26 protein-coding genes are annotated in these 21,238 nt (G+C 44.5%); 9 read left to right on the top strand and 17 right to left on the bottom strand.

Translation table 11 applies throughout. The features are described 5' to 3' along the window. Positions 1–236: 236 nt before the first annotated feature. From BW928_RS00495 to BW928_RS12035, 9 genes are all read right to left on the bottom strand, one after another. The gene (locus BW928_RS00495) at positions 237–1,139 is read right to left on the bottom strand and encodes a LysR family transcriptional regulator (RefSeq protein ID WP_076554482.1); all 903 of its coding nucleotides are present in this window, start codon (positions 1,137–1,139) and stop codon (positions 237–239) included. An 11-nt stretch (positions 1,140–1,150) separates the two neighbouring features. Next, complete coding sequence (locus tag BW928_RS00490; RefSeq protein WP_200800817.1) at positions 1,151–1,876, bottom strand: DsbA family protein; 726 nt, start codon at positions 1,874–1,876, stop codon at positions 1,151–1,153. Then, positions 1,861–2,019 (bottom strand): hypothetical protein, encoded by a 159-nt coding sequence (locus tag BW928_RS11805; RefSeq protein WP_200800816.1) that lies wholly within the window; start codon positions 2,017–2,019, stop codon positions 1,861–1,863. The genes BW928_RS00490 and BW928_RS11805 overlap by 16 nt, the downstream gene beginning before the upstream one ends. Positions 2,020–2,029: 10 nt before the next feature. Continuing rightward, positions 2,030–2,380: a phenylpyruvate tautomerase MIF-related protein gene (locus BW928_RS00485; protein WP_076554257.1), complete on the bottom strand. Its 351-nt coding sequence runs from the start codon at positions 2,378–2,380 to the stop codon at positions 2,030–2,032. Positions 2,381–2,448: 68 nt separating this feature from the next. Next, a complete protein-coding gene (locus tag BW928_RS00480; protein ID WP_200800815.1) occupies positions 2,449–3,015 on the bottom strand; it encodes an alpha/beta hydrolase family protein in 567 nt (188 codons plus the stop codon). Further along, positions 3,012–3,302 (bottom strand): hypothetical protein, encoded by a 291-nt coding sequence (locus tag BW928_RS12050; protein ID WP_200800814.1) that lies wholly within the window; start codon positions 3,300–3,302, stop codon positions 3,012–3,014. The genes BW928_RS00480 and BW928_RS12050 overlap by 4 nt, the downstream gene beginning before the upstream one ends. A gap of 15 nt (positions 3,303–3,317) precedes the next feature. Further along, a complete protein-coding gene (locus tag BW928_RS12045) occupies positions 3,318–3,638 on the bottom strand; it encodes a beta/alpha barrel domain-containing protein (protein WP_200800813.1) in 321 nt (106 codons plus the stop codon). Beyond that, on the bottom strand, positions 3,613–4,059 hold the full coding sequence (locus BW928_RS12040) for an oxidoreductase (protein WP_200800812.1): 447 nt from the start codon (positions 4,057–4,059) through the stop codon (positions 3,613–3,615). The genes BW928_RS12045 and BW928_RS12040 overlap by 26 nt, the downstream gene beginning before the upstream one ends. A 56-nt stretch (positions 4,060–4,115) precedes the next feature. Continuing rightward, positions 4,116–4,463: an oxidoreductase gene (locus tag BW928_RS12035; protein ID WP_200800811.1), complete on the bottom strand. Its 348-nt coding sequence runs from the start codon at positions 4,461–4,463 to the stop codon at positions 4,116–4,118. A 404-nt stretch (positions 4,464–4,867) separates the two neighbouring features. On the opposite strand from BW928_RS12035, the gene nhaA reads away from it, so the two are divergent. Both nhaA and BW928_RS11565 read left to right on the top strand, forming a co-directional pair. Further along, entirely contained in the window at positions 4,868–6,085 is a 1,218-nt protein-coding gene (gene nhaA / locus BW928_RS00465) for a Na+/H+ antiporter NhaA (protein ID WP_076554255.1), read from the top strand. Positions 6,086–6,118: 33 nt separating this feature from the next. Then, positions 6,119–6,262 carry a hypothetical protein gene (locus BW928_RS11565; protein ID WP_158078421.1) on the top strand — a complete coding sequence of 48 codons (144 nt, stop codon included), beginning with the start codon at positions 6,119–6,121 and terminating at the stop codon, positions 6,260–6,262. A 305-nt stretch (positions 6,263–6,567) separates the two neighbouring features. On the opposite strand, the gene BW928_RS00460 is transcribed toward BW928_RS11565, so the two are convergent. After that, positions 6,568–7,620 carry an NAD(P)H-dependent flavin oxidoreductase gene (locus BW928_RS00460; protein ID WP_076554481.1) on the bottom strand — a complete coding sequence of 351 codons (1,053 nt, stop codon included), beginning with the start codon at positions 7,618–7,620 and terminating at the stop codon, positions 6,568–6,570. Positions 7,621–7,828: 208 nt separating this feature from the next. Here BW928_RS00460 and BW928_RS00455 point away from each other — a divergent pair, with 208 nt between their 5' ends. Further along, on the top strand, positions 7,829–8,260 hold the full coding sequence (locus tag BW928_RS00455; RefSeq protein ID WP_076554253.1) for an MliC family protein: 432 nt from the start codon (positions 7,829–7,831) through the stop codon (positions 8,258–8,260). A 24-nt stretch (positions 8,261–8,284) separates the two neighbouring features. Continuing rightward, positions 8,285–9,553, top strand: a complete 1,269-nt coding sequence (gene prmC, locus BW928_RS00450; RefSeq protein ID WP_076554251.1) for a peptide chain release factor N(5)-glutamine methyltransferase — start codon at positions 8,285–8,287, stop codon at positions 9,551–9,553. 190 nt (positions 9,554–9,743) lie between these two features. Here the strand turns inward: prmC and BW928_RS00445 are convergent, their stop codons facing one another. From BW928_RS00445 to BW928_RS00435, 3 genes are all read right to left on the bottom strand, one after another. Further along, positions 9,744–10,073, bottom strand: coding sequence for an RnfH family protein (locus BW928_RS00445; protein WP_076554249.1), 330 nt, complete (start codon positions 10,071–10,073; stop codon positions 9,744–9,746). Beyond that, on the bottom strand, positions 10,073–11,155 hold the full coding sequence (locus BW928_RS00440) for a hypothetical protein (protein ID WP_076554247.1): 1,083 nt from the start codon (positions 11,153–11,155) through the stop codon (positions 10,073–10,075). Before BW928_RS00440 ends, BW928_RS00445 begins: the two co-directional genes overlap by 1 nt. 130 nt (positions 11,156–11,285) lie before the next feature. Further along, positions 11,286–11,981 carry a c-type cytochrome gene (locus tag BW928_RS00435; protein ID WP_076554241.1) on the bottom strand — a complete coding sequence of 232 codons (696 nt, stop codon included), beginning with the start codon at positions 11,979–11,981 and terminating at the stop codon, positions 11,286–11,288. A 386-nt stretch (positions 11,982–12,367) separates the two neighbouring features. Here BW928_RS00435 and yihA point away from each other — a divergent pair, with 386 nt between their 5' ends. The 3 genes from yihA to BW928_RS00420 are packed head-to-tail and all read left to right on the top strand — an operon-like array spanning position 12,368 to position 14,332. After that, entirely contained in the window at positions 12,368–13,027 is a 660-nt protein-coding gene (gene yihA, locus BW928_RS00430) for a ribosome biogenesis GTP-binding protein YihA/YsxC (protein WP_076554239.1), read from the top strand. Between the two features lies 1 nt (position 13,028). Continuing rightward, the gene (gene rsmI / locus BW928_RS00425; RefSeq protein ID WP_076554237.1) at positions 13,029–13,889 is read left to right on the top strand and encodes a 16S rRNA (cytidine(1402)-2'-O)-methyltransferase; all 861 of its coding nucleotides are present in this window, start codon (positions 13,029–13,031) and stop codon (positions 13,887–13,889) included. Beyond that, entirely contained in the window at positions 13,886–14,332 is a 447-nt protein-coding gene (locus BW928_RS00420) for a GatB/YqeY domain-containing protein (protein WP_078309859.1), read from the top strand. The genes rsmI and BW928_RS00420 overlap by 4 nt, the downstream gene beginning before the upstream one ends. Before the next feature lie 29 nt (positions 14,333–14,361). Here the strand turns inward: BW928_RS00420 and BW928_RS00415 are convergent, their stop codons facing one another. Genes BW928_RS00415 through trhP form a run of 4 tightly spaced genes read right to left on the bottom strand, consistent with a single transcriptional unit; the run spans position 14,362 to position 18,641 of the window. Then, positions 14,362–14,619 (bottom strand): YfhL family 4Fe-4S dicluster ferredoxin, encoded by a 258-nt coding sequence (locus BW928_RS00415; RefSeq protein WP_076554233.1) that lies wholly within the window; start codon positions 14,617–14,619, stop codon positions 14,362–14,364. 26 nt (positions 14,620–14,645) lie between these two features. Beyond that, on the bottom strand, positions 14,646–15,482 hold the full coding sequence (locus tag BW928_RS00410; RefSeq protein ID WP_227516513.1) for a DNA-methyltransferase: 837 nt from the start codon (positions 15,480–15,482) through the stop codon (positions 14,646–14,648). Further along, positions 15,472–17,205: a DpnII family type II restriction endonuclease gene (locus tag BW928_RS12030; RefSeq protein ID WP_078309856.1), complete on the bottom strand. Its 1,734-nt coding sequence runs from the start codon at positions 17,203–17,205 to the stop codon at positions 15,472–15,474. Before BW928_RS12030 ends, BW928_RS00410 begins: the two co-directional genes overlap by 11 nt. After that, a complete protein-coding gene (trhP, locus tag BW928_RS00395; protein ID WP_076554231.1) occupies positions 17,205–18,641 on the bottom strand; it encodes a prephenate-dependent tRNA uridine(34) hydroxylase TrhP in 1,437 nt (478 codons plus the stop codon). Before trhP ends, BW928_RS12030 begins: the two co-directional genes overlap by 1 nt. A 258-nt stretch (positions 18,642–18,899) precedes the next feature. Here trhP and BW928_RS00385 point away from each other — a divergent pair, with 258 nt between their 5' ends. Together BW928_RS00385 and BW928_RS00380 are read left to right on the top strand one after the other, a co-directional pair. After that, the gene (locus BW928_RS00385; protein ID WP_076554227.1) at positions 18,900–20,294 is read left to right on the top strand and encodes a D-2-hydroxyglutarate dehydrogenase; all 1,395 of its coding nucleotides are present in this window, start codon (positions 18,900–18,902) and stop codon (positions 20,292–20,294) included. A 262-nt stretch (positions 20,295–20,556) separates the two neighbouring features. Beyond that, entirely contained in the window at positions 20,557–21,225 is a 669-nt protein-coding gene (locus BW928_RS00380) for a TerD family protein (protein WP_076554225.1), read from the top strand. The last annotated feature ends 13 nt before the right edge of the window (positions 21,226–21,238 follow it).

Genomic DNA, 21,238 nt, shown 5'->3' with positions numbered 1-21,238 from the left:
ATCTGTTGGTTAAACCGCCAACAGATTGACCGCCCATCGTTGCTTTTTAATTTAACGCACGATTGCCAAGCACTCTGTAGCACAACTGATATTTATCACAATGCCAGCAAGCCTTATGCCAAGCTGGCATTTTACCCAGCCCCCTATCCATTGCCCAATCAGCCAAATCATTGATTAATACAAACTCAAGACCTTTACCAAGTCAATTTACCCATTGCTAATAATCACCACAGCCTTTAGCCAACTTTTTTGTCAATATCAAAAATATCCCCAACCCATTCAATAAAATGTTCTAGCCGTTTGGGGAGGTGTTTGCGTTGGGGATAGACAATCCACGCGGTTTTGGCTGGTGGGGCAAGATGGGGGAGGACGGTTTGGAGTTGTCCGCTGGCTAAATAAGGGGCAACGAGCAGAGTAGGCATTTGCACAATCCCAAGCCCTGCCAACGCACAATGCAATAACGCATTGGAATCATTCACCAGTGTTTTATTCGGTAATTTGAGACGAATATTTTCGCCTTGTTGCAAAAAATGCCAGCTCATTATTTTGCGTTGCTTGCCCGAAAAATAATGCACTGCCCTATGCTGCTGCAAATCGTCAAGCTCGGTGGGCAAGCCGTTTTGCTGTAAATAGTGGCTTGTGGCACAAGTCGTCATCGCAATCGGGGCAAGGGGGCGAGCGATATAACTGCTGTCGCTTAATTCGCTCAGTCGCAACGAGCAATCTAAGCCCCCATCAATCAAATTGCTCAGATGATCCGACACCGACAAAATTAACTGAATTTGCGGATATTTTTGGTAAAATTGCGGCAAATGGGCGATCACAAAAGGGGCAAGGGCAGAGGGCAGTTCAATGCGTAATTTGCCCTCGGCTTGACGGCTGGCGGAGGACAAATCGTGAAAAGTATCCGCCAATTCCGCCAGCAGGCTTTGGCTTTTTTCATAAAACGCCTCACCCTCTGCCGTCAGCGAAATTTTGCGTGTAGTGCGGTTGAGCAGGCGTGTGCCAAGCTGATGTCCAAGGTATTTGATCGCTTTGGAAACCACCGACACATGCAGATTTAACTGCTCGGCACATTTGGTAAAACTGCCCGTCTCGACCACCAGCACATAAATTTGTAGGGATTGTATTCTGTCCATTGCCATTCTCGTTAAAATGCTCGCCTCATCATAAACTTTCCGCCAACTGCATCAATCACTTGTAGCGAGCCGTTTTCAATCAAGGGGCGAACCTGTTGCCACACTTCGCTTGCGGTTAAGCCGAAAGCGGCTTGAATTTCAAGCGGTGAGATCAGCGGATGTTTTTGCAAAAGTCTGTCTAAGGCTTGGGGCGAAAAAGTGGGCACAGATGGCACAATTTGCCCACCAGACACCTGCCGAATCGCCATCGCAAAATCCGCATAAGTCAGCACGCCCGAACGCAATAGGCGTTTGCCTTGATATTCAAACAGATAAGCAGGCAAACCTCGCACGCCCACCTCATTTAAAAAGGCAAAATCGCGTTCAAGGGCGAATTGTGCCGAACTGTGTTGATAATGCTGTAAAAACTCCGTGAAATCAATGTTGCACTGTTTGACGACTCGCACGATTTCATCAAATTTGGTGGTAGGGCGACATTCCGCCACGGTCGCAAAGCGTAAGCGGTACAAAAACGGCTCGGCTTTGTCCGCACAGGCAAGTTCAACCGCTTTATACGCCAGATTGAGCGGTAGCGATGAGCGGCGTTCGGGCGAAAACAGCTCAAGATGATCCATTTTGATCGGCATTCCGCTAATGCTTTGCTCGCTTTGATAAATTTGGGCGAGCCTCTTATTATAACGGATAAACGCCTTTTCCGCCCCCTCTTTAAAATCATCTGGGATCATAAAATCCGCCACATTTCGCACCAAGTAGCTCTTATTGGCTGAAAACGAATCTGCTCACCAAAATGGCTTTCCACTTGGCGGAAAAACGGCTCACTCTCATACGACAGTCCCATCATTGGGTCGGTAAATTGGTAAATAATCAGTGGGTTTTGCATACATTTTGCCCTAGCGTTCAAGATATTGCCCTGCCACGCCCCACGCACCAATATCCTCAAAATGCAGATAAATGCGGTGTGGGGCAATCTGTAAAATGTCGGCAAGGGCTTCCGTGATCGCCACCGTCAATTCAGGGTAGCCCCAGTGCTGTTCGTTGGCAAACAGGCTGATTTTGACATAGGCGACAGGGTGCTGGTTTTCGCCAGCAAGGTAAAAACGGCATTGATCTTGTAGTTCCAGCAATAAATTTGCCTCAGATTTATAAGGGATGAGTTCAATCGCTTTGCCCAACGCGGTTTTTAAGGCGGTCGCTTGGGTGGAATTTAGCGATAGGTTGGTTTTTAAGGTCATAAATGGCATAGAAAATCCTTGTTACAAGCGGTGAGATTTTACGAAATTTCAAAAAATCCCACCGCTTGCTTGGTTCGTTAGGCTCGCCAATGTTGAATCAGGGCTAACAGGCGGTCGGCAACTTCTTGCTCTTTTCGCTGGTAGGTATGCCCTGTGTTTTCGATAAAAATCAGCTCGTTTTGCTGATGCTTGGGAAAATGGCGGTTGATGGTGCGTAAAAACTGGCTCGGATCGCCATAGGTAAAGCGGTCAAAAGTGCCAATCAATAACGCCCCTGTGTGCGAGATTTGCTCGATTTGCGAGAAATCTTTGTCATCCTCCAAATGGACATTATCCAAAATCAAGCTGTGCAGCCATTGATCTGCCGTATCCGCCACGCAGGGTAGCCAGCCGAGTAGCTCAAAAGGCAACAGTTCCTGCCCTCGTCCGTGGGCGAGATAATCGGCAATTATCGCTTTTTGCTCGGGCGTTACCACCGAAATCAGATGGGCGATATTGGCAGGGCTGAGCAAAATAAATTTCTGCACACGCGGATCTTGGGTTTTCGCCAGATAATAAATCACCTTGTTCACCCCCAGCGAATGCCCTGCCAAAATGATATGGCGATAGCCAGCCGCGGCAGCATAATCCACATAGGCTTTCACATCTTGCTCGGCAAAGTGAAAATCCTCTTAAAAGAGCCGATAAGCTCAGGCTTGCCCGTGAGATGATTGACGGTGTCAATTTGCCCGAAGGCGTTGCGAGTTTGGGCATGGATAAAATCAATCTCGCCTACGGGCAGGGTCTTACCAATGTTGTAATAAAAGGGATTGGAATAAAAATTGCCGTGAATGCCCGTGATGGCAATCATCACCGTATCCGTTTTTTGGGCGGAAAACAGCACGCCCTGCAACGCCGTGCCTTGCTCGGTTGATATGTTAAGTTTTTGCATTTTTCTCACCGCTTGTTAGAAATGTTCGGTTTTGTAACGCACGCCACGCTGTTTTGAGGGCGGATAAAAATCCGTGCCAGCCATTGTGCCTTGTAGCATTGCTGGGGTGTAGCGGTAACTGTCGGCTTTTTCCCAATCAAAAGTGGTTTGGATTTCCTCTTCACGCCCTGTTTTGATCAGTTTCACTAAATTTGGGTTCAGCATAATGCTTTTGCCGATGGAAACCGATTCCACCCAGCCTGTTTGGTAGGCTTTTAGCATATCGTCCACCGTGTAAAGATTGCCAGAGCCAAAAAACGGCAAGCGTCCGTTAATGCGGTCGTGTACTACCTGCATTCGGGTCAGGTTCGCATCCGCCCCACGGCGAACTTTTTTGTAAAAATCCCACAGCGAAATGTGCAGATATTGAAGCGGTTTTTTCGAGTAAGCGATCAACAAGCGTGAGCGTTTCTTTCATCGTAATGCCTCGCTCGCCTGGTTCTTCGGGCGAAAAACGGTAGCCGATGATAAAATCTGGGCGGTGGTGTTTTTGTCGCATTTGGTCAATCGCATCGACAATCGCCAGCGGAAAACGCAAGCGATTTTCAAGGCTACCGCCCCATCGATCTTGGCGAAAATTGGTGGCGGCGGAGACAAATTGTTGAATCAGCCAGCCATTTGCCCCGTGAATTTCCACCCCGTCAAAGCCAGCTTGCATCACAAGCTCGGCGGCTCTGGCGAAACTTGCCACCATTTGCTCTACTTCGTCATCGCTCATCGCACGAAAACGGCCTTACATATCGCCTGTTGGGGCGATTACATCGTGTCCTTGCGTCATCGCAGGATCGGCTGCAAGCCCGAATGGGCGATTTGCACCACCGCTTTTGCCCCTTGTGCGTGGGCAAGCTCGGCATATTCTCGCAAAGTCGGCAGGTGGCGTTCGTCAAAGGCATTGGGCGACTCAAAGCCGATACCGCTCGGGTGAACATTGGTAAACGGCATAATATAAAGCCCAAAACCGTTAAAACGATCTCGCCAAAAGTGGCGACCTGCCTCGGTCATCTCGCCGTCCGCCCCTGAGTCGTAAATGGTCAGCGGTGCAACGGTTAAACGGTTTTTAATTTCCACCCCGTTGTTCAAAGTGTAGGGTTCAAACAGTGGGGCATATTTTGGATTCATCATTTTTTATTCCTAGAAGCCTAACGAATGCCGCCATTTTAGTGGTTTTATTTTTCTTAAAAAAGCAACAATAAATCAAATGACTTTTGATTTTTGGGCAAAAATACAATAACAAATCACAACCCCTTATCGGCACTGCACAGCTACACAGCCGCCAAAGCCAATAAAAACACACGCTCATAATTACAAACTTCGCCCAATGACTGCACTGTGCGATGAATTTTTTGATAAATTTACAAAAAAAACTTATCGCCTAACAAAATTTTATGATAAAGTGATGGATTGATAGCGATTTTTTATGTATGAATTGCCTGCATAAAATCAACTTGCCACCATTTTGATTGGCTGATTGCGTTAATTTATTAATACTCATAAGATTATTAAGCTTCAGCCAATATGAGGAAGCTATGGAAAAAATCAAAGCCTTTTTTCAACTAGAAGCCGCTGGCGGTATCGTGCTTGCTTTGGCAGCGGTGCTTGCCATGATCGTTGCTAATTCGCCATTGCAGGAATTTTATAACGCCTTTATTCATGCTCCTGTGGTCGTGCAAATTGGCAGTTTTGAGATTGCCAAAGATGCCCAGCACTGGATCAATGATGGGCTGATGGCTATTTTTTTCTTTTTGGTTGGTCTTGAACTCAAGCGAGAGGCACTGATTGGCGAGCTGTCTGACATCAAACAGATTCTCATGCCTGCACTGGCAGCGGTCGGTGGCATGATTGCTCCTGCACTGATTTATGCAGCATTTAATTACCAAAATCCTGAGCAATTGGCTGGTTGGGCAATCCCCGCTGCCACGGATATCGCTTTTGCACTGGGGGTGATTAGCCTTTTGGGCAACCGCGTGCCAAACGCCCTAAAGGTATTTTTGGTATCCATTGCTATCTTTGATGACTTGGGTGCAATCATTATCATTGCCCTGTTTTATACCAGCGAGCTGTCATTATTTTCATTGGCGGTGGCGGCTGTCTGTTTTCCATTTTTGTATTTTTTGAACAAAATCAATGTAGTACGCATTACACCCTATCTGCTCATCGGACTTATTCTGTGGGCGGCGTTATTAAAATCAGGCGTGCACGCAACGCTCGCTGGGGTTTTGCTGGCGTTTTTTATCCCACTTCGCAACAAAAAAGATCCAGAGCATTCACCACTAGAAGAGCTGGAGCATGATTTGCACAATACCGTTGCCTTTGGTGTATTGCCTTTATTTGCCTTTGCCAATGCTGGTATTTCGCTCATCGGTACCAATCTTGACACGCTGCTGCACCCAGTGCCGCTCGGCATTGCCGCAGGTTTGGTTTTGGGCAAGCAGTTTGGCGTTATGGCAGCGGTGCTGATTTGCCTAAAACTTAATCTGGCAAACCTACCAAAAGGCACAAATCTGACGCAGTTATACGGTGTTTCGCTGCTGTGCGGTATTGGCTTTACCATGAGTTTGTTTATTTCAGGGCTGGCTTTTGGTGGCATTCCAGCAGAGTTCGATCCGCGACTTGGCATTATTATTGGCTCGCTCATTTCAGGCATTGCAGGCTATCTTTTGCTTCGCCGCACCATTCCCAATGCCGACAACCCCACACTTGCCAAAGATACTGGCGATGGTTTTATTCCCACAACGCACAACTAATCCTGACCCCAAGCCCACCGCTTGGGGATTTTTATGCCCACAGATAAGCCAGCAATCAGCCAAAGCATTCATCAGGCATCGCCAGACAGATTGCTAAATCATAGCAAAAAGAAAACCCCACCGCCAACCCAAGCAATCCGCCTTGTTATCATTTTACTGATTGCACAGAAATTTTAAATTATGAAAAATAAAATAATATTTTATTAAATATATAATATATCAAGCACAAGCACCGTGCTTTTGATTATATTTGTCATCAGTAAGCTATACAAAACCACAAACACAACGCCTGCTTGCCATCTTGGCAAATACAGTAATTTTAATTAAATTATAAGATACTTAATTTATATTAAATTAATTCATTTGCCACAAACTCACTCAACTTTATTGGCTTTATTTTGCCAAAATCAAACTTAATCAGCCATCATTGCACCAAAGTTATCAGCAGCCAATGCTTGTTGTAGCAATCTTAATGACAAGACTTAATCGCAGCCAAGCCTTGCCACCAGTTGTGATATGGTCTCATCACGGCAATGCTCCACCCCCATGCCTGCCCACAATGACATCATCTCGGTGTTGTGCATTTGCGTGCTAACGGCTCGCAGTTTTTTGGTCATGGCGTTTAACATTGGATATTCAGGAATTTGTGCATGCTGTTGCAAACCATCAAATTGGGCAAATTGCCGCATATATTCGGTAATAATCCCTCTTGCCAGCTTGCCCGAGTACAGTCTGGTCAAGGCAGTATCGCAGGCTTTGGCGGACAATAGGCGTGCTTGATACGCCTTGTGAATCACCGCCTCATGCGTGGTCAAAAATGCCGTACCCACCGAAACAGCTTCGGCACCCATGCTTAGATATTTTTGCACTTGTTGTCTGGTTGCGATTCCACCTGCAACAATCAGTGGTATCGATTTATCCGCAGTCGCCAAAGCCTGCTTGGTTGCTGCCCACAGCTCATCGAGCATTAACGGCTTACTTTGTTCGTACAGCCAGCCACCACGATGTCCGCCCGCCTCGGCACCTTGTAGCACCACCGCATCAGCACCCGCCTCTATCCATGCCAACACCTCATCAGGGTGATTTGCCGTGCCAATGACTTGCGTGCCAACAGCGTGCAATGCGTCCACTTGTGAAGCTTGCAAAATCCCAAAAGTAAAGCTTGCCACAGGTACAGGATTGTCAAGCAGCACCGCCAATTGCTCGGCAAAATCAGGAGCGGGTGGCATCTCAATATCGGCTGGCTGATTGATGGATTTATAGCACTGCACCAGCCATGCAGGCATCGGCTCAATCACTCTGTCCGTCAGCCGTTTGGGCAAAATCATCAAATTAACCGCAAAGCAGCCTTGAACCAATGCCTTGATTGCGTTAATCTCATCGTTGATTTGCTCAGGTTTCATCATGCCAGCCCCGAGCGACCCCATTATTCCTGCCTGACAAGCTGCAACAACAAAACCAGCATTACTCGCCCCTGCCATCGGTGCTTGGATAATCGGTATCGTAAGCCCCAAGCGTTGTAAGAATGTTGTCATCATCACCCTCTGGTCATTTGTCAAATTTGGCAATCGCTTCAACTTTGCCACAGCAATCAGTTTATAAAATTTTGCACAATCGCACAATATGATTCACCATTTGACTACATATTTTTGCACATTATGGCTGATAATTGGCTATTTTTTTATTATAATATACCGATTTGTCAGCATCGTTGCTGATTTTGTGTAACTTTTGAGGATATTTATGAAAAAATCACTAATCATCGCCAGTTTGGCTGCTTTTGCTATTGCAGGCTGTGCCACCGCTCCCAAGCAACAAGTTCAAGTAAAACCCACCCACAAGCCCAACAAAGCTGTCCATCATCAGGGCAAAGCCAGCGACAAAGCAACCAAACCCGCCCTTACCACCAGCTATCAATGTGAACAAGATGCCAAAGTGGTTGCCAGCTATCAACCACACCGAGATTTGGCGGTGCTAAATATCAATGCCCCCAGCTGGAAACTAAACAATCAACAGCTAACCCTAAAAGCTGAAAAAACAGCCTCTGGCATGAATTTTGTGAATCGCACCAACCCAAACAGCCAATACCAATGGCACACCAAAGGCGAGATTGGACTGCTGTCAGTGATTATCGGCGATAAAGAATATACGCTAAACTGCAACAAGATTGCCTAATTAAAAAGCAAATAGAGACAGCAAATGGATCTTCCTCAATGGCAATTTGGCGTAAAGCCTGATTATCTGGCAACACTGGTCGCAGCTGGCTTAAAAACAGCCACTTCATCGGGCAAATGTTTTTACACCTTAGCCGATGAGCCGTTACCCAAAGTAGGCAATCAGCACATTATTTTGGATAGTGCCGACCAGCCTGTCGCCAAAATCGAATTGCAATCGGTTGAGGTCATTGCATTTGCACAAATCACCGAAGAAAAGGCACAAGCAGAGGGTGAAGGGAACTTGGCAGACTGGCAATCAGCCCACCTCGCATTTTTCCAAGAGCAGTGCCAAGCATACAACTTGCCAACGGGAATTGCGGGGGATTTTGAGGTCGTTTATGAAAAGTTTTCGGTTGTGCAACTTTTCCCCAAAACCTATCAGCAATGGCTCACTTTCGCCACTGCCACCTTGGCGGAAAATCAGGGGAATGATCCCTTTTTAAATCCAAAAACCGATGCAAATTTGCTGTTGCAAGCGGTGACAAAACGCTCAAAATCTGCCATTTTTGCCTTTGCGGAAACGGTGTTGAGCGAGGCTGAATTAAAGCAGTTAGCCACTTTGCTGGCACGGCGTGCCAAAGGCGAACCGATGGCGTATATTTTGGGCGAAAAAGAGTTTTGGTCGCTACCGCTCAAAGTCTCCCCTGCCACCCTCATTCCTCGCCCTGATACGGAACGGCTGGTCGAATTGGCACTCGATTGGGCGAACAAGCGGTCGGATTGTGAGGAAATTTTGCAAATCCTCGATCTCGGCACAGGGACGGGGGCGATTGCCTTGGCGTTGGCACAGGAATTGGGCGACAAGGTGCAGATTGTGGCGGTCGATAGAGAGCCACAAGCGGTTGAACTTGCCGAACAAAATCGCCAAGCCTTAGGGCTAAATAATGTTAAAATTCAGCAAAGCGACTGGTTTACCCAAATCTCGCAGAAATTCCATTTGATCGTGAGCAATCCGCCCTATATCGATCAAAATGATGAAAACCTCACCCAAGGCGATGTGCGGTTTGAGCCTCGTTCGGCGTTGGTCGCTGGGCAAAATGGGCTGGCGGATTTGCAAAAAATTATCGAAAACGCACCGCTTTATTTGCACCCAAACGGGGCGTTGATGTTAGAACACGGTTGGCAACAAGCCCCCCAAGTTCAACAAATTTTCAAGCAAAATCAATGGGTTGAAATTGAAACCGTCCAAGATTATGGCGGCAACGACAGAGTAACCAAAGCAGTATGGACAAAATCATCGAAGACTTTTTAAAAAATTATTCAGCCCATTGATGGCAATTGTCGATGGATTGCTGTCGTCAGTGGTAAATTTGTCAAATAAAGGCGGATTTATGACAACAAAATACACGCCAAATTACAGAAAGACTGCCCAATTATCAGCATAATAATCTAAAAAGCCCAAGCTGTCTGGTTTTGAGCTTGACCATCTGCACAGGCTTTTGTTAAGAACGCTCGCTGCGTGATTTTTTTGACAAGGCTTTGCGTTTTGCCATCGGCTCAATGTTAAGTGGACGATAAATCTCCACACGATCACCCTCTGCCAGAGGCGTGTCCAAGCGTTTTTTTTGGCTAAAAATACCGACACGCCATGCTTTATGATTTGGCTCATTGGTGCGATTTTGGACGCACCAAGTGGCAAAGTCGGCAAATTTGGCATCATCAAGCCACCCTGTTGCTAGCAGTGCTTCATAAATCGTTGCCCCTACCGCCAAATCCAGCTCTGTATAATACTGCTGCAAATCCGCCGTTACACAAGCCACCGATATACGCATCAGGCAACCAGCTCCAGCACCACGCCTGCCAATGCCGCCACAACCGCAAGCGGAACAATGATACGCACCAGCACACGCCAAATGTTGTAACGCAGTTCAGTTTTCATGTTAAAAGTTTTGCGTAAATGACTGATTTTCATCACAAAACCTGAAAATATCGCCAAGCACAACACCGCCAGCAAACTGATAAAAATTACCACAATCACCAAAAACTGCATCGGCACAACGCTAAGTGCAAATACCAAAAGCACAAGCACAAGCACCCCTGTCAATAGCCCAAAACGCAGCACCAGTTGCACGCCTGCATAGTGTAGCAAAAATGCCGCAATCAACAGCATGCCCACACTACTCACCAAAAAAGACGGCACGCCAATCATTGCACTGCCTGCCAAAATTGCCAATGCCCCAAAAATTAACTGCGTCAGCCAAATTGGCAAAATATAGCCCGCCAAAGGTTTTTTGGCTTGCATGACATTATTGGCAATGGTTGCTGAACCAAACCAATACAAACCACTGCCCGCCCCGACGCTTAATAATGCCAACAACACTGCCTGAGACCACTCACCAAGGCTTGGCTCAGTAAGCAGTGGCACGCTCACCGCACTGTCAAACAGCGACAACATCGCCCCAAAGATAACAAGTAGCGTGCCAACAAATAACAAACGCACTCTTAATAAACTTAAGATTAATGCCACCGCCATCACCACCGCTGACATCGCCATCATCGGCACGCCTGCTTGTCGCACCAACTCACCGAACTGTGCCGCAACGCCAACCGCAATCCGCGAGGCAATCCCAGCTGCCAATAATACCGCCACCAGCACTGACAATGCTGCAAACGCACGCCAAATCATGCCAGCATCAGCTTCACGAGTGAGTTTTTGAATGCCCTGCCATGGCAAAGCTGCCGACCGTGCCGACAATGCCAACTCAGCAAACAACACTGGCAAGCCAACCAGCACCATCGCAAGCAACCACATCAGCCAAAAATCCAGCTGATAAGCCATATTTGGTGCAATCTGCCCTGTGATCAATAAAGGCAAAGCACAAGCAACAAAAAATACCGTATATCGATGCAGCATATTTTCTACCATGATAAAATTTGCACTATTTTAGCACAAAACCCAATACAAGCCCATAAGCCGAACCAAAACAACAAAAGCCCCACAACGGAGGCTTTTGGCAAATTTTGACATACAGCAAAACTATCAATCAATGCACCGCTGACAGATATTCAGACAAAATCTTAATATCACGGTCAGATAGGCGTGCTGCAACCATTTGCATCATGCCTTTTTCGCCTTTTTTGGCAGCATCATTGGTACGCACTTCCATGTCAGTTGCCACCTCATCTTCACGACCTGCAGCACGGAATAGTTTTAGTTGCAATGCCAGATAAGAGGCGTGCTGACCACCCAAACGAGGGAATGCGGCAAAGGCATTGCCTGAGCCTTTTGGATCATGGCAACCTGCACAAGGGATAACGCCACGGGTCTTATCACCACCTAGGTACAACTTGGTCGCTTCGGCGGCAGTTGCCTTATTGCCGTAGCCCGGTGTCCATGGTGCTTGACTGGCATAATATCCTGCAACATCTGCCAAATCCTGCTGGGTCAAGCCCACCAATTGAGCCTCCATCACACCATTGCGGCGAGCCTTGGTCTTAAAATCCACCAGCTGCTTGTATAGGTATTTGATATTTTGTCCGCCAAGGTTTGGCTGTAATGGAGCAACGCTCACGCCATTGGCACCATGACAGGCGGCACAGTTATTCTCAACAATGGCTTTACCTGCCTCAATATTATAAGCAGGCACGGGATAAGAAGCAGCATAAGCTGACAGGCTGGCGATGCCAATTGAGCTTGCAAGTGCGAATTTGGCTAAAGTTGCTTTTTTTGCAGGTTTCATAACAATTTCCTACTAACTTGGCTAAGTCTTGGGTGATGTTGTAATTGGTTGCGGCTCGGTCTTGATAAGCTGAACAACTTGCCAATTGGCGTGCATTGCTTGGCGACCAAAACCAAAATATCATGAACAATGGCTATATTATAGCAAGAATTGGCTCAATTTTCCTACAAAAATTGTGGCTTTGGCAACATTTTTTCAAAAAAGTATGATTTTTTGGCAAAATTTCATCAAAACAATCCACACAATATCATAAATCATGGCAAAGCCAGCACAAACTGCCCAAAATATCACCAATCTCCAAGCCCAAACCAAATCAATGATTAAAATTGGTGATTTTAGCGTGTTTAATGATATACTACAACTTATTTTGTTAAATTTATCAAACCATGTCAAATCATCACGCCAACGATTATTTAAAAAAAATCCATCAGACGGAATTTTTGTTGTCTGCTCCCACCTTTAAGCTCTGCCCTGATGATGTAGGTTTTGAGGTGGCTTTTGCTGGGCGTTCTAATGCAGGCAAGTCCTCTGCCATTAATACCATCACCCAACAAAAACAGCTGGCTCGCTCCTCAAAAACCCCCGGTCGCACGCAGATGATTAACTTTTTTGGCGTTGGCAGTGAGAATTCTCGCATTGTTGATTTGCCCGGTTATGGCTATGCTGCCGTGCCTGAGGCAATGAAAATCAAATGGCAAAAAGAGCTTGAGGAATATCTCGTTTCACGCAAATCACTGGTGGGGCTGGTGCTGATGACTGACATACGCCACCCCTTAAAATACTTTGATGAGCAGATGCTGCATTGGGCAAAAGACGGCGGACTGCCTGTGCATGTGCTACTTACCAAAGCCGACAAACTAAAGCACGGTGCCCAAAAATCAGCTCTGCTTGCCACCAAACAACAATTGCAATCTTTGGAGTTGCCCTTTAGCATTCAGTTGTTTTCAGCACTAAAAAAACAAGGACTGCAAGAGCTTGCTTTGGTGCTGGGCGAATGGCTACAACTGCCCGTTGCCGAGTCATCAGACAATCACACAGGTGCATGATATGACAGGTCTGCTATATATCGTTGCTACGCCCATCGGTAACTTATCCGATATCAGTCAGCGTGCCATTGACACACTAAAGTCAGCTGATATTATCGCCTGTGAGGATACTCGCACTTCGGCAGTTTTGTTAAAATTTTTTAACATCAACACCCCAACGCTTGCCTATCATGAGCATAACGCCGACAGCCAAACGCCCAAACTCATCGATAAGCTACAATCAGGACAATCGATTGCACTTATCAGCGATGCTGGCACGCCACTTATCTCAGACCCAGGCTTTCGCTTGGTGCGTGCCGCCCACGAGCAAGGCATTGGCGTTGTGCCTATTGTTGGGGCTTGTGCGATGATTGCCGCCCTGTCTGTCGCTGGATTGGCATCAGATAAGTTTAGCTTTTTGGGATTTTTACCTGCAAAATCCCATGGACGCATCGCCGCCTTGAACAGTTGGCAAAAATGCAGCGAAACTTTGATTTTTTATGAAGCACCGCACCGCATTATTGACTGCTTGACGGATATGATTGCCGTATTTGGCGGTGAGCGAGAAGCCACTTTGTGCCGCGAACTTACCAAAACTTTTGAAACCATAAAAAAACTGCCACTGGCACAGCTGCTGGAATTTGTCAAACAAGACAGCAATCAACAAAAGGGCGAAATCGTACTGGTTGTTGCAGGCAACACCAAGACGCATAGCACTACCGAATATGACGAATGGCTATTACGCATCGCCCAAGAGCTACCCCCAAAAAAAGCCGCCGCCATCGTTGCTGATGTGCTGCAGCTAAAAAAATCCACTGTTTATGACAGATTGCTAACGCTACAAAACAACGAACAGACCATAACCACACAGGAGCCATCATGAGTCTAAAAGACACGCTAAATGACACCATCAAATCCGCAATGAAAGCACGAGAAATGGACACCGTCAAAGTCCTTCGCAATGTCCAAGCTGCCATCAAAAAGGTAGAAATTGATAGCCAAACTGAGCTTGGCGATACCGCCATCTTGGAATTGCTACAAAAACAAATCAAACAACGCCAAGAATCTTTGGAGATTTATACAGCCAATGGCCGTGAGGATTTGGCAAATAAAGAGCAGTTTGAGATTGATACCATCAGTCAGTTTTTGCCAGCCCAGCTTGACGAGGCAGAGCTTGTTGCCATCATCAAAGCCACCATCTTGGCAACCGAAGCTCAAGGCATGAAGGATATGGGCAAAGTGATGAATGCCGTCAAAGAACAAACGGTGGGTCTTGCTGATCCTGCCGTGATTTCAGGATTGGTAAAACAAGCACTCACCGCCTAAATCAAGCCTAAGCCTGCCTTTGGGCAGGTTTATTTTTGCCAAATTCGCTTGTATTTTGCCAACAATTCATCATTATCCTCAGGATAATTGGGATCTTTGATGATACAATCAATCGGGCAGACCTTATCACAGGTCGGTTCATCATAAAAACCCACGCACTCGGTGCATAGGTCGGGGTTGATGACATAGGTTTTTTGACCTTTTTGATCGTAGCTTATCGCATCATTGGGGCATTCTGGCTCGCAAATGTCGCAGTTAATGCAGTCAGTGGTGATTTTTAGTGCCATTGGGATAAAATGATAAATAAATGCTATTATATCAAACTTATTTGTTCACGAATTTTTTGTTTTAGGAATATTTTTGTATCATCATTGATGGCAAGATAGCGATTTTTGGCAATTTGTAAATATTGTCGCTCTTGGTCGATGCCGATAAACTTTCTGTCTAATAAATAGGCTGCAATGCCTGTGGTGGCAGATCCTGCAAAAGGATCTAAAATCAAATCACCTTTTTGGGTTGAAGCCAAAATAATCCTAGATAATAAACCCAGAGGCTTTTGGGTTGGGTGTTTGCCTTGATATTTCTCCCATGATTGAACGGCAGGCAATCTCCACACATCTTTCATTTGCTTATTAGAGTTTAATTTTTTCATCAGCTGATAATCAAAATAATGGGGAATTTTGGCATATTTTCTTGCCCAAATAATCCATTCGGTAGAATAGGTAAAATAGCGACAAGAAAAATTAGGTGGTGGATTGGGTTTTTCCCATGTAATCATATTCAGTATTTTAAATCCCAATTGCTCAAGCGTTTTGCCCAAAGTAAAAATATTATGGTGCGTACCACTAATCCAAATAGTACCATTATCCACCAACACTTCTCGTGTCATCAATAACCAATCATGGGTAAATTTATCAACATCATCCACAGATAAGTTGCTATCCCATTCACCTTTATTAACAGACTGAATCACTCCATTTTTAACCGTTAAACCATTATTAGATAAAAAATAGGGAGGATCGGCAAAAATCATATTAAATTTATGATTTACTCTGGATAAAATATCTAGTGAATTTCCATGAAAAAGTGTAAAAGCTTTATCTTTATTTTCAAAATAAGGCTCCAATAGAAATTTTTGATTACCAATCACTTAAGATACCTTCTTGCTGCACCCGAGCAATAAAATCCTTTAATGTTAGTAAATTATAGACCGAAGGAATATGGCGATAAGCCTCTTGTAATTTATTTTTGGCTGTTTTCCAACCCTGACCATCGGTAATCCAGACAAATTCATATTGAGCATATTGATTGATTTTAGGTGCTACATCAGTATAAGCTCGTGCTACTTCATTTAGTTTTGAGCCACCTCCGTTATAATAATTAGTTTCAATCACATAAGTTTTTACTTTGGTTTTGATTACAAAATCAAATCGCTTAACATCATCACCTAAACTTTCAATTTCTGGGAAAATAGTATTTTTAACTTCTGTTTTATAATAAATATTTGCATTGTCAAATAGCAAAGAGACCGCTTTAGACATATTATCTCCACCGCGATTTTTTCTAGCATTGGTATCCAAACCAACTTCTATACCAAAAACATAATCTACTAGATTTTTGATATTTCTATCTCTAAAAATATCTGCCAATCCTGTATCTTCGATAAACTCAACAATTTTATCCACTGATGTTAAATAACTTTGCAATGTAACCACTTGCCCTTGAGTATTTAAGGTTTTCTTTTTCTCTTTTTGTCTTACTGCAATTAAAATTTCCAATACTGAAAATACACTAGGGCATTCTTGATATAGTGTAGTAACAGCTGTTTTTAAATCATCTTTACCAATTAAATAATTAAGTTGATTTAATTTTAGTTCTATAAGATTGACATTAGCTTTTACCTTTGTAAAATCTGTAAAATAATCTAGGGTAGCGTTGGTTTCTGATAAACCTTCAAAAAACTCATCAAAATCAATTTTCATATTTAAATTTCTCTTATTAATAATAAGCAATTCATTAATACTTGCACGCCCCGATCCTTTGGCACTGATTGCTCGGTTGGCTTGGATACGCTGAATATTAAATCCACTATACAGCTCATCAAAGAAATCATCATTAATATTATGGTTTTTAGGGTCAGAATTACTTAGTATAAAATCATGACCCAATTTATGAATTTTTCTACAAAATTGTGCCAAGCGTTTTTGTTCATCATCATCAAATGAATTGTTGGCATAGGCGGTAAAACTGGCCGTATCACTAATTGGGCGATAAGGGGGATCGATATAAAATAAGCAAGGCATATTTTGTGGAATAAATTCAAGGGTCTGTTCAAAATCCCCTGCCAAAATTTCAACATTTTTTAATTTTTCAGATAATTTTAAAACATTATGACTGTTGATTAATTGTGGTTTTTTATAACTGCCTATCGGGACATTGAATTGATTGTTTTTATTAACACGATACAAACCATTAAATCCTGCTTTATTTAAAAAAACAAATAAACTGGCTTGGATAATATTAGACTGTGAACGCTCATTAAACAGGTCACGCAGTTGGTAGTAAATAGGCTTTTTATCTTCTATAGTCTGCAATTGATCGTACATCCGTTGCAAGTTTTGCACTTCATCTATAAATTGATGAGACTGCTCACGGATAACAGAGTACAAGTTAATTAAATCGGTATTATAATCATTAATGATAAGTTTTTTGAGATGTGGTAAATTCGACAATGCCCAAAAAGACACTGCCCCACCTCCAACAAACGGCTCTATCAAGCAAAAATCACGCTCATACACATAAGCAGGAAAATGTTTGGTTATTTCATTAATCAGGGATGATTTGCCACCAGCCCATTTCAAAATAGGTTTCATCAAGTATAAATCGCCTCACTCACGCTTTTCATCACAAGAGCAAATTGCAAATCTTCATGCGATATATCGCTAAATGGATTGGCGATTTTGGCAGTCCAGCCAGAACCCAACGCACCATCTATTTCATTGCCTTTTTTGTCCCACATCTTGGTAAGCGTGTAGGTCAAATTGCCTTTTGGGGTCATGATTTCGATCTCATCACCCACCATGAGTTTGTTTTTTATTTCTAAGGTCAAAAACTCCGCACAGATATCCACAACTTCCGCCACAAATTGCTGATGGTCAGTTTTTGATGAACCATATTCATAATTTTGATAATCAGCATGTACATGGCGGCGTAAAAAACCCTCAGTATAGCCACGATTGGCAAGCCCATCAAGAGCGGTGATGAGACTTGTGTCAAACGGTTTTCCTGCAACCGCATCATCAATGGCACGGCGATAAACTTGGGCAGTGCGAGCAACATAATAATGCGACTTGGTACGCCCCTCAATCTTCAAAGAATGCACGCCCATATTGACCAAATCAGGCACCAACTCCACCGCACGCAAGTCCTTGGAATTCATGATATAAGTACCATGCTCGTCCTCATACATTGCCATTAACTCACCCTTGCGGCCTTGTTCTTCGATCAGCACTACTTCATCGGACGGTTTTTCTACATAATCATCGCCCATCACCACATCGCCGTTTAGATTGATGTTGCCAATGGCGTTGCTGTCAGTGGCTTGATTTGGCACAAAGACTTGAGCGGTGTTCGTGCTTTGGGTAACTGGTACGATGTCGCCCGTTTCATTTTCTGTGGCTTTATAAGTATTATAAGACCAACGGCAAGCATTGGTGCAAGTGCCTTGGTTGGCATCTCGTTTGTTGATATAGCCTGATAATAAACAACGACCCGAGTACGCCATGCACAACGCCCCATGAACAAATACCTCAATCTCCATATCAGGCACTTCGGCAATGATTTGTTCAATCTCTTTTAAGGATAATTCACGACTAACAATGACACGACTTACGCCCATCTGTTGCCAAAATTTTACCGTTGCCCAATTGACCGCATTGGCTTGCACTGACAAATGAATTTGTTGATGGGGAAAATGCTCTCGCACCATCATAATCATGCCAGCATCCGACATAATCAGTGCATCAGGATTCATCTCAATCACAGGGCGAATGTCTTCGATAAAGGTCTTGAGCTTGGCGTTGTGTGCTTGGATATTGACCACCACATAAAACTTTTTGCCAAGCGAATGTGCATAAGCAATGCCTTTTGCCAAATTCTCTTCATCAAAATCATTATTACGCACACGCAAGCTGTAGCGTGCCTGCCCTGCATAGACAGCATCCGCCCCATAAGCAAAGGCATATTGCATATTTTTAAAAGTGCCAGCGGGACAGAGCAGTTCGGCTTTTTTGGTGGTTTGGGTTGTCATTGTCATTGCCTAATTAATCTTGGGTTGCTTATTATAACAAATTTTGCCAAAGATAAAAATCAACACGCACATTTGTTGCTACTGCCCACCCCAGACTGCTTTTTGGCATGGGCGATGCTAAATTTGCCCGTTTATTCAACAATTCACAGCCAGTGTCTTGAAAAAATCATTAAAAAATTATCGATAATCTGCTATGATAGCGATTATTTTTGTCAAGTGTTGTTTGATGAACATTCCAAACCAGCAATCGAGTAAACTATGAATACACATCAAGCCTTTTTGGACGCCATCGCCATCACCCTGCCTGAACTTAGCGTCAAAACCGACAGTGAGTCTTGCACGCACTGGGGTCGTGATTGGACGGTGCATTTTCAGAGCAACTGCCAAGCGGTACTTTTCCCAAAAACCACCGAAGAAGTTGCAACCATTGTGCGTTTGGCAAATGAGCATCGCACGCCACTGGTGCCAAGCGGTGGTCGCACAGGACTGTCAGCAGCAGCTGTGGCAGCACAAGGCGAGGTGGTGGTCAGTTTTGATAAAATGAACAACATTGGCAAGTTTTATGCGGCTGACCGCATAGTAGAAGTTGAGGCAGGTGTTGTTACCAAAGCCTTGCAAGAGTTTGCCGAAAGTCAAGATTTGTACTATGCGGTGGATTTTGCCTCCTCTGGTTCAAGTCAAATCGGTGGCAATATCGGCACAAATGCAGGCGGCATCAAGGTGATTCGCTACGGCATGACACGCAACCAGATTTTGGGTCTGACTGTTGTTACTGGCAAAGGCGATGTGCTAAATCTCAATGGCGGTATGCTAAAAAACGCCACAGGTTATGATTTGCGTCATCTGTTTATCGGTGCCGAAGGGACGCTGGGGTTTGTTACCAAAGCCCTGATTAAACTTGAAAAACCCCCTGTCAATCTGACAGCCATGGTGCTTGGCGTGCCTGATTTTGACAGCATTGTGGCACTGCTTGATAAATTTGGCAAGGCATTGACACTGACCGCTTTTGAATTTTTTGACCAAATTGCTGTTGATAAAGTCATCGACGCAGGTCATACCAAAGCACCTTTTGACAGCCAAACGCCGTTTTATGTTTTGCTTGAGTTTGAGGCGGTAAGCGATGAGGTGCTAGAGACTGCGATGGCAGTGTTTGAGTCTGCTGCCGAAGCTGGCTTGATTGTTGATGGCGTGATGAGCCAAAGCATCGCCCAGCTCCAAGAGTTGTGGAAACTGCGTGAGTGCATTTCTGAAACCATCTCAGTTTTCACTCCTTATAAAAATGACATCTCGGTACTTATCAGCCATCTGGGCGATTTCATTGCCGATATCGAAGCTGTGGTCAAGGAAAATTATCCTGATTTTGAAATCTGCTGGTTTGGGCATATCGGTGATGGCAACCTGCACCTAAATATCCTAAAACCTGCAACACTTAGCAAAGAAGAGTTTTTTGCAAAATGCCAAACGGTCAATGCTTTTGTCTTTGAGACTGTCAAAAAATACCACGGCTCAATCTCTGCCGAACATGGCGTTGGCATGACCAAAAAACCCTATCTGCACTACAGCCGCAGTCCCGAAGAAATCGCCTACATGAAAGCCATCAAGGCAGCATTTGACCCAAATGGCATCATCAATTCGGGCAAGATTTTTGACTGACTGCACTGCTTTGGCAGGGCAACAAAACACAATGGCGACTGACAATCTTGTGTGGCATTTGTGCCAGTTTGTTACAAGTTGCATTTTTGTCATAATTTTGTTGCCATGCTCGAAAATTCCGCCCAGATAGGGTATGATGGTAGCCAATCGCTGGTTTTGGATTTCTGCCACTTTTGAATACCAAAGTACGCCTTGGGATTTTTGTGCTTTTGAGCCATTGCCAAAACCGCCATAATAACTATCAGCCAAACCAAAATTTATCATGTCAAACAATACTCATGTCTTAAAGCAACATTATGAACTCATATCGCTAAGTGATGGCACGCTTGGCGACACTTTATTGATTGGCTTAAGCTATCATTTTACCAGCCTAGAAAAAACAGGGCTGGCAGCCATGCTTGCCAAATTGCCACTTGTCAGCGATGCACCAATTGCGATGGATATTGATTTATCCTGCATCGTGCTTGACAAATCAATGCAAGTTGTCGAAAAAATCTGGTATGGCAATTTGCGTAATGCCAATGAATCCATTCGCCACCAAGGCGATGCACTGGTCGGTGCCAAAAGTTTTGAGGAAAGTTTGATTGCCCAAGAGCAAATGCAATTACGCCTCAATGAACTACCCAATACCGCCAAACATTTGTTAGTTGTACTAAACAGTTATCACAATCAACCATTGCGTGCCGCCGACAAAGGCATGATACATCTGGGCGATAAAGACAATCCCAAAGCACACAGTATCAGCTTTTCGCAGATTGAACCTGATTGCAAAACCTTAATCGCTTGGCAGCTGTCTTATGAAGACAACGGCTGGCAACTGCATACGCCAATGCAGGCGTTAAAACTTGGCAAACTTGCCAGTCAGTCAATTGATGGCATCAGCAAAGCGGCCAGTGATTTTTTGCAAAACAGCAATAACAACCGTTGGTAAAAACGGCAAGCCA

The sequence above is a fragment of the Moraxella cuniculi DSM 21768 genome, assembly GCF_900156515.1.
Taxonomy (GTDB): domain Bacteria; phylum Pseudomonadota; class Gammaproteobacteria; order Pseudomonadales; family Moraxellaceae; genus Moraxella; species Moraxella cuniculi.
The sequence above is the reverse complement of the archived record's forward strand: the minus strand, read 5'-3'. Positions and strand labels throughout refer to the sequence as shown.

Coding starts and splice junctions, on each gene's coding strand:
- BW928_RS00495 (WP_076554482.1), bottom strand. CDS start 1,139: ATGGACAGAATACAATCCCTACAAATTTATGTGCTGGTGGTCGAGACG.
- BW928_RS11805 (WP_200800816.1), bottom strand. CDS start 2,019: ATGCAAAACCCACTGATTATTTACCAATTTACCGACCCAATGATGGGA.
- BW928_RS00485 (WP_076554257.1), bottom strand. CDS start 2,380: ATGCCATTTATGACCTTAAAAACCAACCTATCGCTAAATTCCACCCAA.
- BW928_RS12050 (WP_200800814.1), bottom strand. CDS start 3,302: ATGCAAAAACTTAACATATCAACCGAGCAAGGCACGGCGTTGCAGGGC.
- BW928_RS12045 (WP_200800813.1), bottom strand. CDS start 3,638: ATGCAGGTAGTACACGACCGCATTAACGGACGCTTGCCGTTTTTTGGC.
- BW928_RS12040 (WP_200800812.1), bottom strand. CDS start 4,059: ATGAGCGATGACGAAGTAGAGCAAATGGTGGCAAGTTTCGCCAGAGCC.
- BW928_RS12035 (WP_200800811.1), bottom strand. CDS start 4,463: ATGATGAATCCAAAATATGCCCCACTGTTTGAACCCTACACTTTGAAC.
- nhaA (WP_076554255.1), top strand. CDS start 4,868: ATGGAAAAAATCAAAGCCTTTTTTCAACTAGAAGCCGCTGGCGGTATC.
- BW928_RS11565 (WP_158078421.1), top strand. CDS start 6,119: ATGCCCACAGATAAGCCAGCAATCAGCCAAAGCATTCATCAGGCATCG.
- BW928_RS00460 (WP_076554481.1), bottom strand. CDS start 7,620: ATGACAACATTCTTACAACGCTTGGGGCTTACGATACCGATTATCCAA.
- BW928_RS00455 (WP_076554253.1), top strand. CDS start 7,829: ATGAAAAAATCACTAATCATCGCCAGTTTGGCTGCTTTTGCTATTGCA.
- prmC (WP_076554251.1), top strand. CDS start 8,285: ATGGATCTTCCTCAATGGCAATTTGGCGTAAAGCCTGATTATCTGGCA.
- BW928_RS00445 (WP_076554249.1), bottom strand. CDS start 10,073: ATGCGTATATCGGTGGCTTGTGTAACGGCGGATTTGCAGCAGTATTAT.
- BW928_RS00440 (WP_076554247.1), bottom strand. CDS start 11,155: ATGCTGCATCGATATACGGTATTTTTTGTTGCTTGTGCTTTGCCTTTA.
- BW928_RS00435 (WP_076554241.1), bottom strand. CDS start 11,981: ATGAAACCTGCAAAAAAAGCAACTTTAGCCAAATTCGCACTTGCAAGC.
- yihA (WP_076554239.1), top strand. CDS start 12,368: ATGTCAAATCATCACGCCAACGATTATTTAAAAAAAATCCATCAGACG.
- rsmI (WP_076554237.1), top strand. CDS start 13,029: ATGACAGGTCTGCTATATATCGTTGCTACGCCCATCGGTAACTTATCC.
- BW928_RS00420 (WP_078309859.1), top strand. CDS start 13,886: ATGAGTCTAAAAGACACGCTAAATGACACCATCAAATCCGCAATGAAA.
- BW928_RS00415 (WP_076554233.1), bottom strand. CDS start 14,619: ATGGCACTAAAAATCACCACTGACTGCATTAACTGCGACATTTGCGAG.
- BW928_RS12030 (WP_078309856.1), bottom strand. CDS start 17,205: ATGAAACCTATTTTGAAATGGGCTGGTGGCAAATCATCCCTGATTAAT.
- trhP (WP_076554231.1), bottom strand. CDS start 18,641: ATGACAACCCAAACCACCAAAAAAGCCGAACTGCTCTGTCCCGCTGGC.
- BW928_RS00385 (WP_076554227.1), top strand. CDS start 18,900: ATGAATACACATCAAGCCTTTTTGGACGCCATCGCCATCACCCTGCCT.
- BW928_RS00380 (WP_076554225.1), top strand. CDS start 20,557: ATGTCAAACAATACTCATGTCTTAAAGCAACATTATGAACTCATATCG.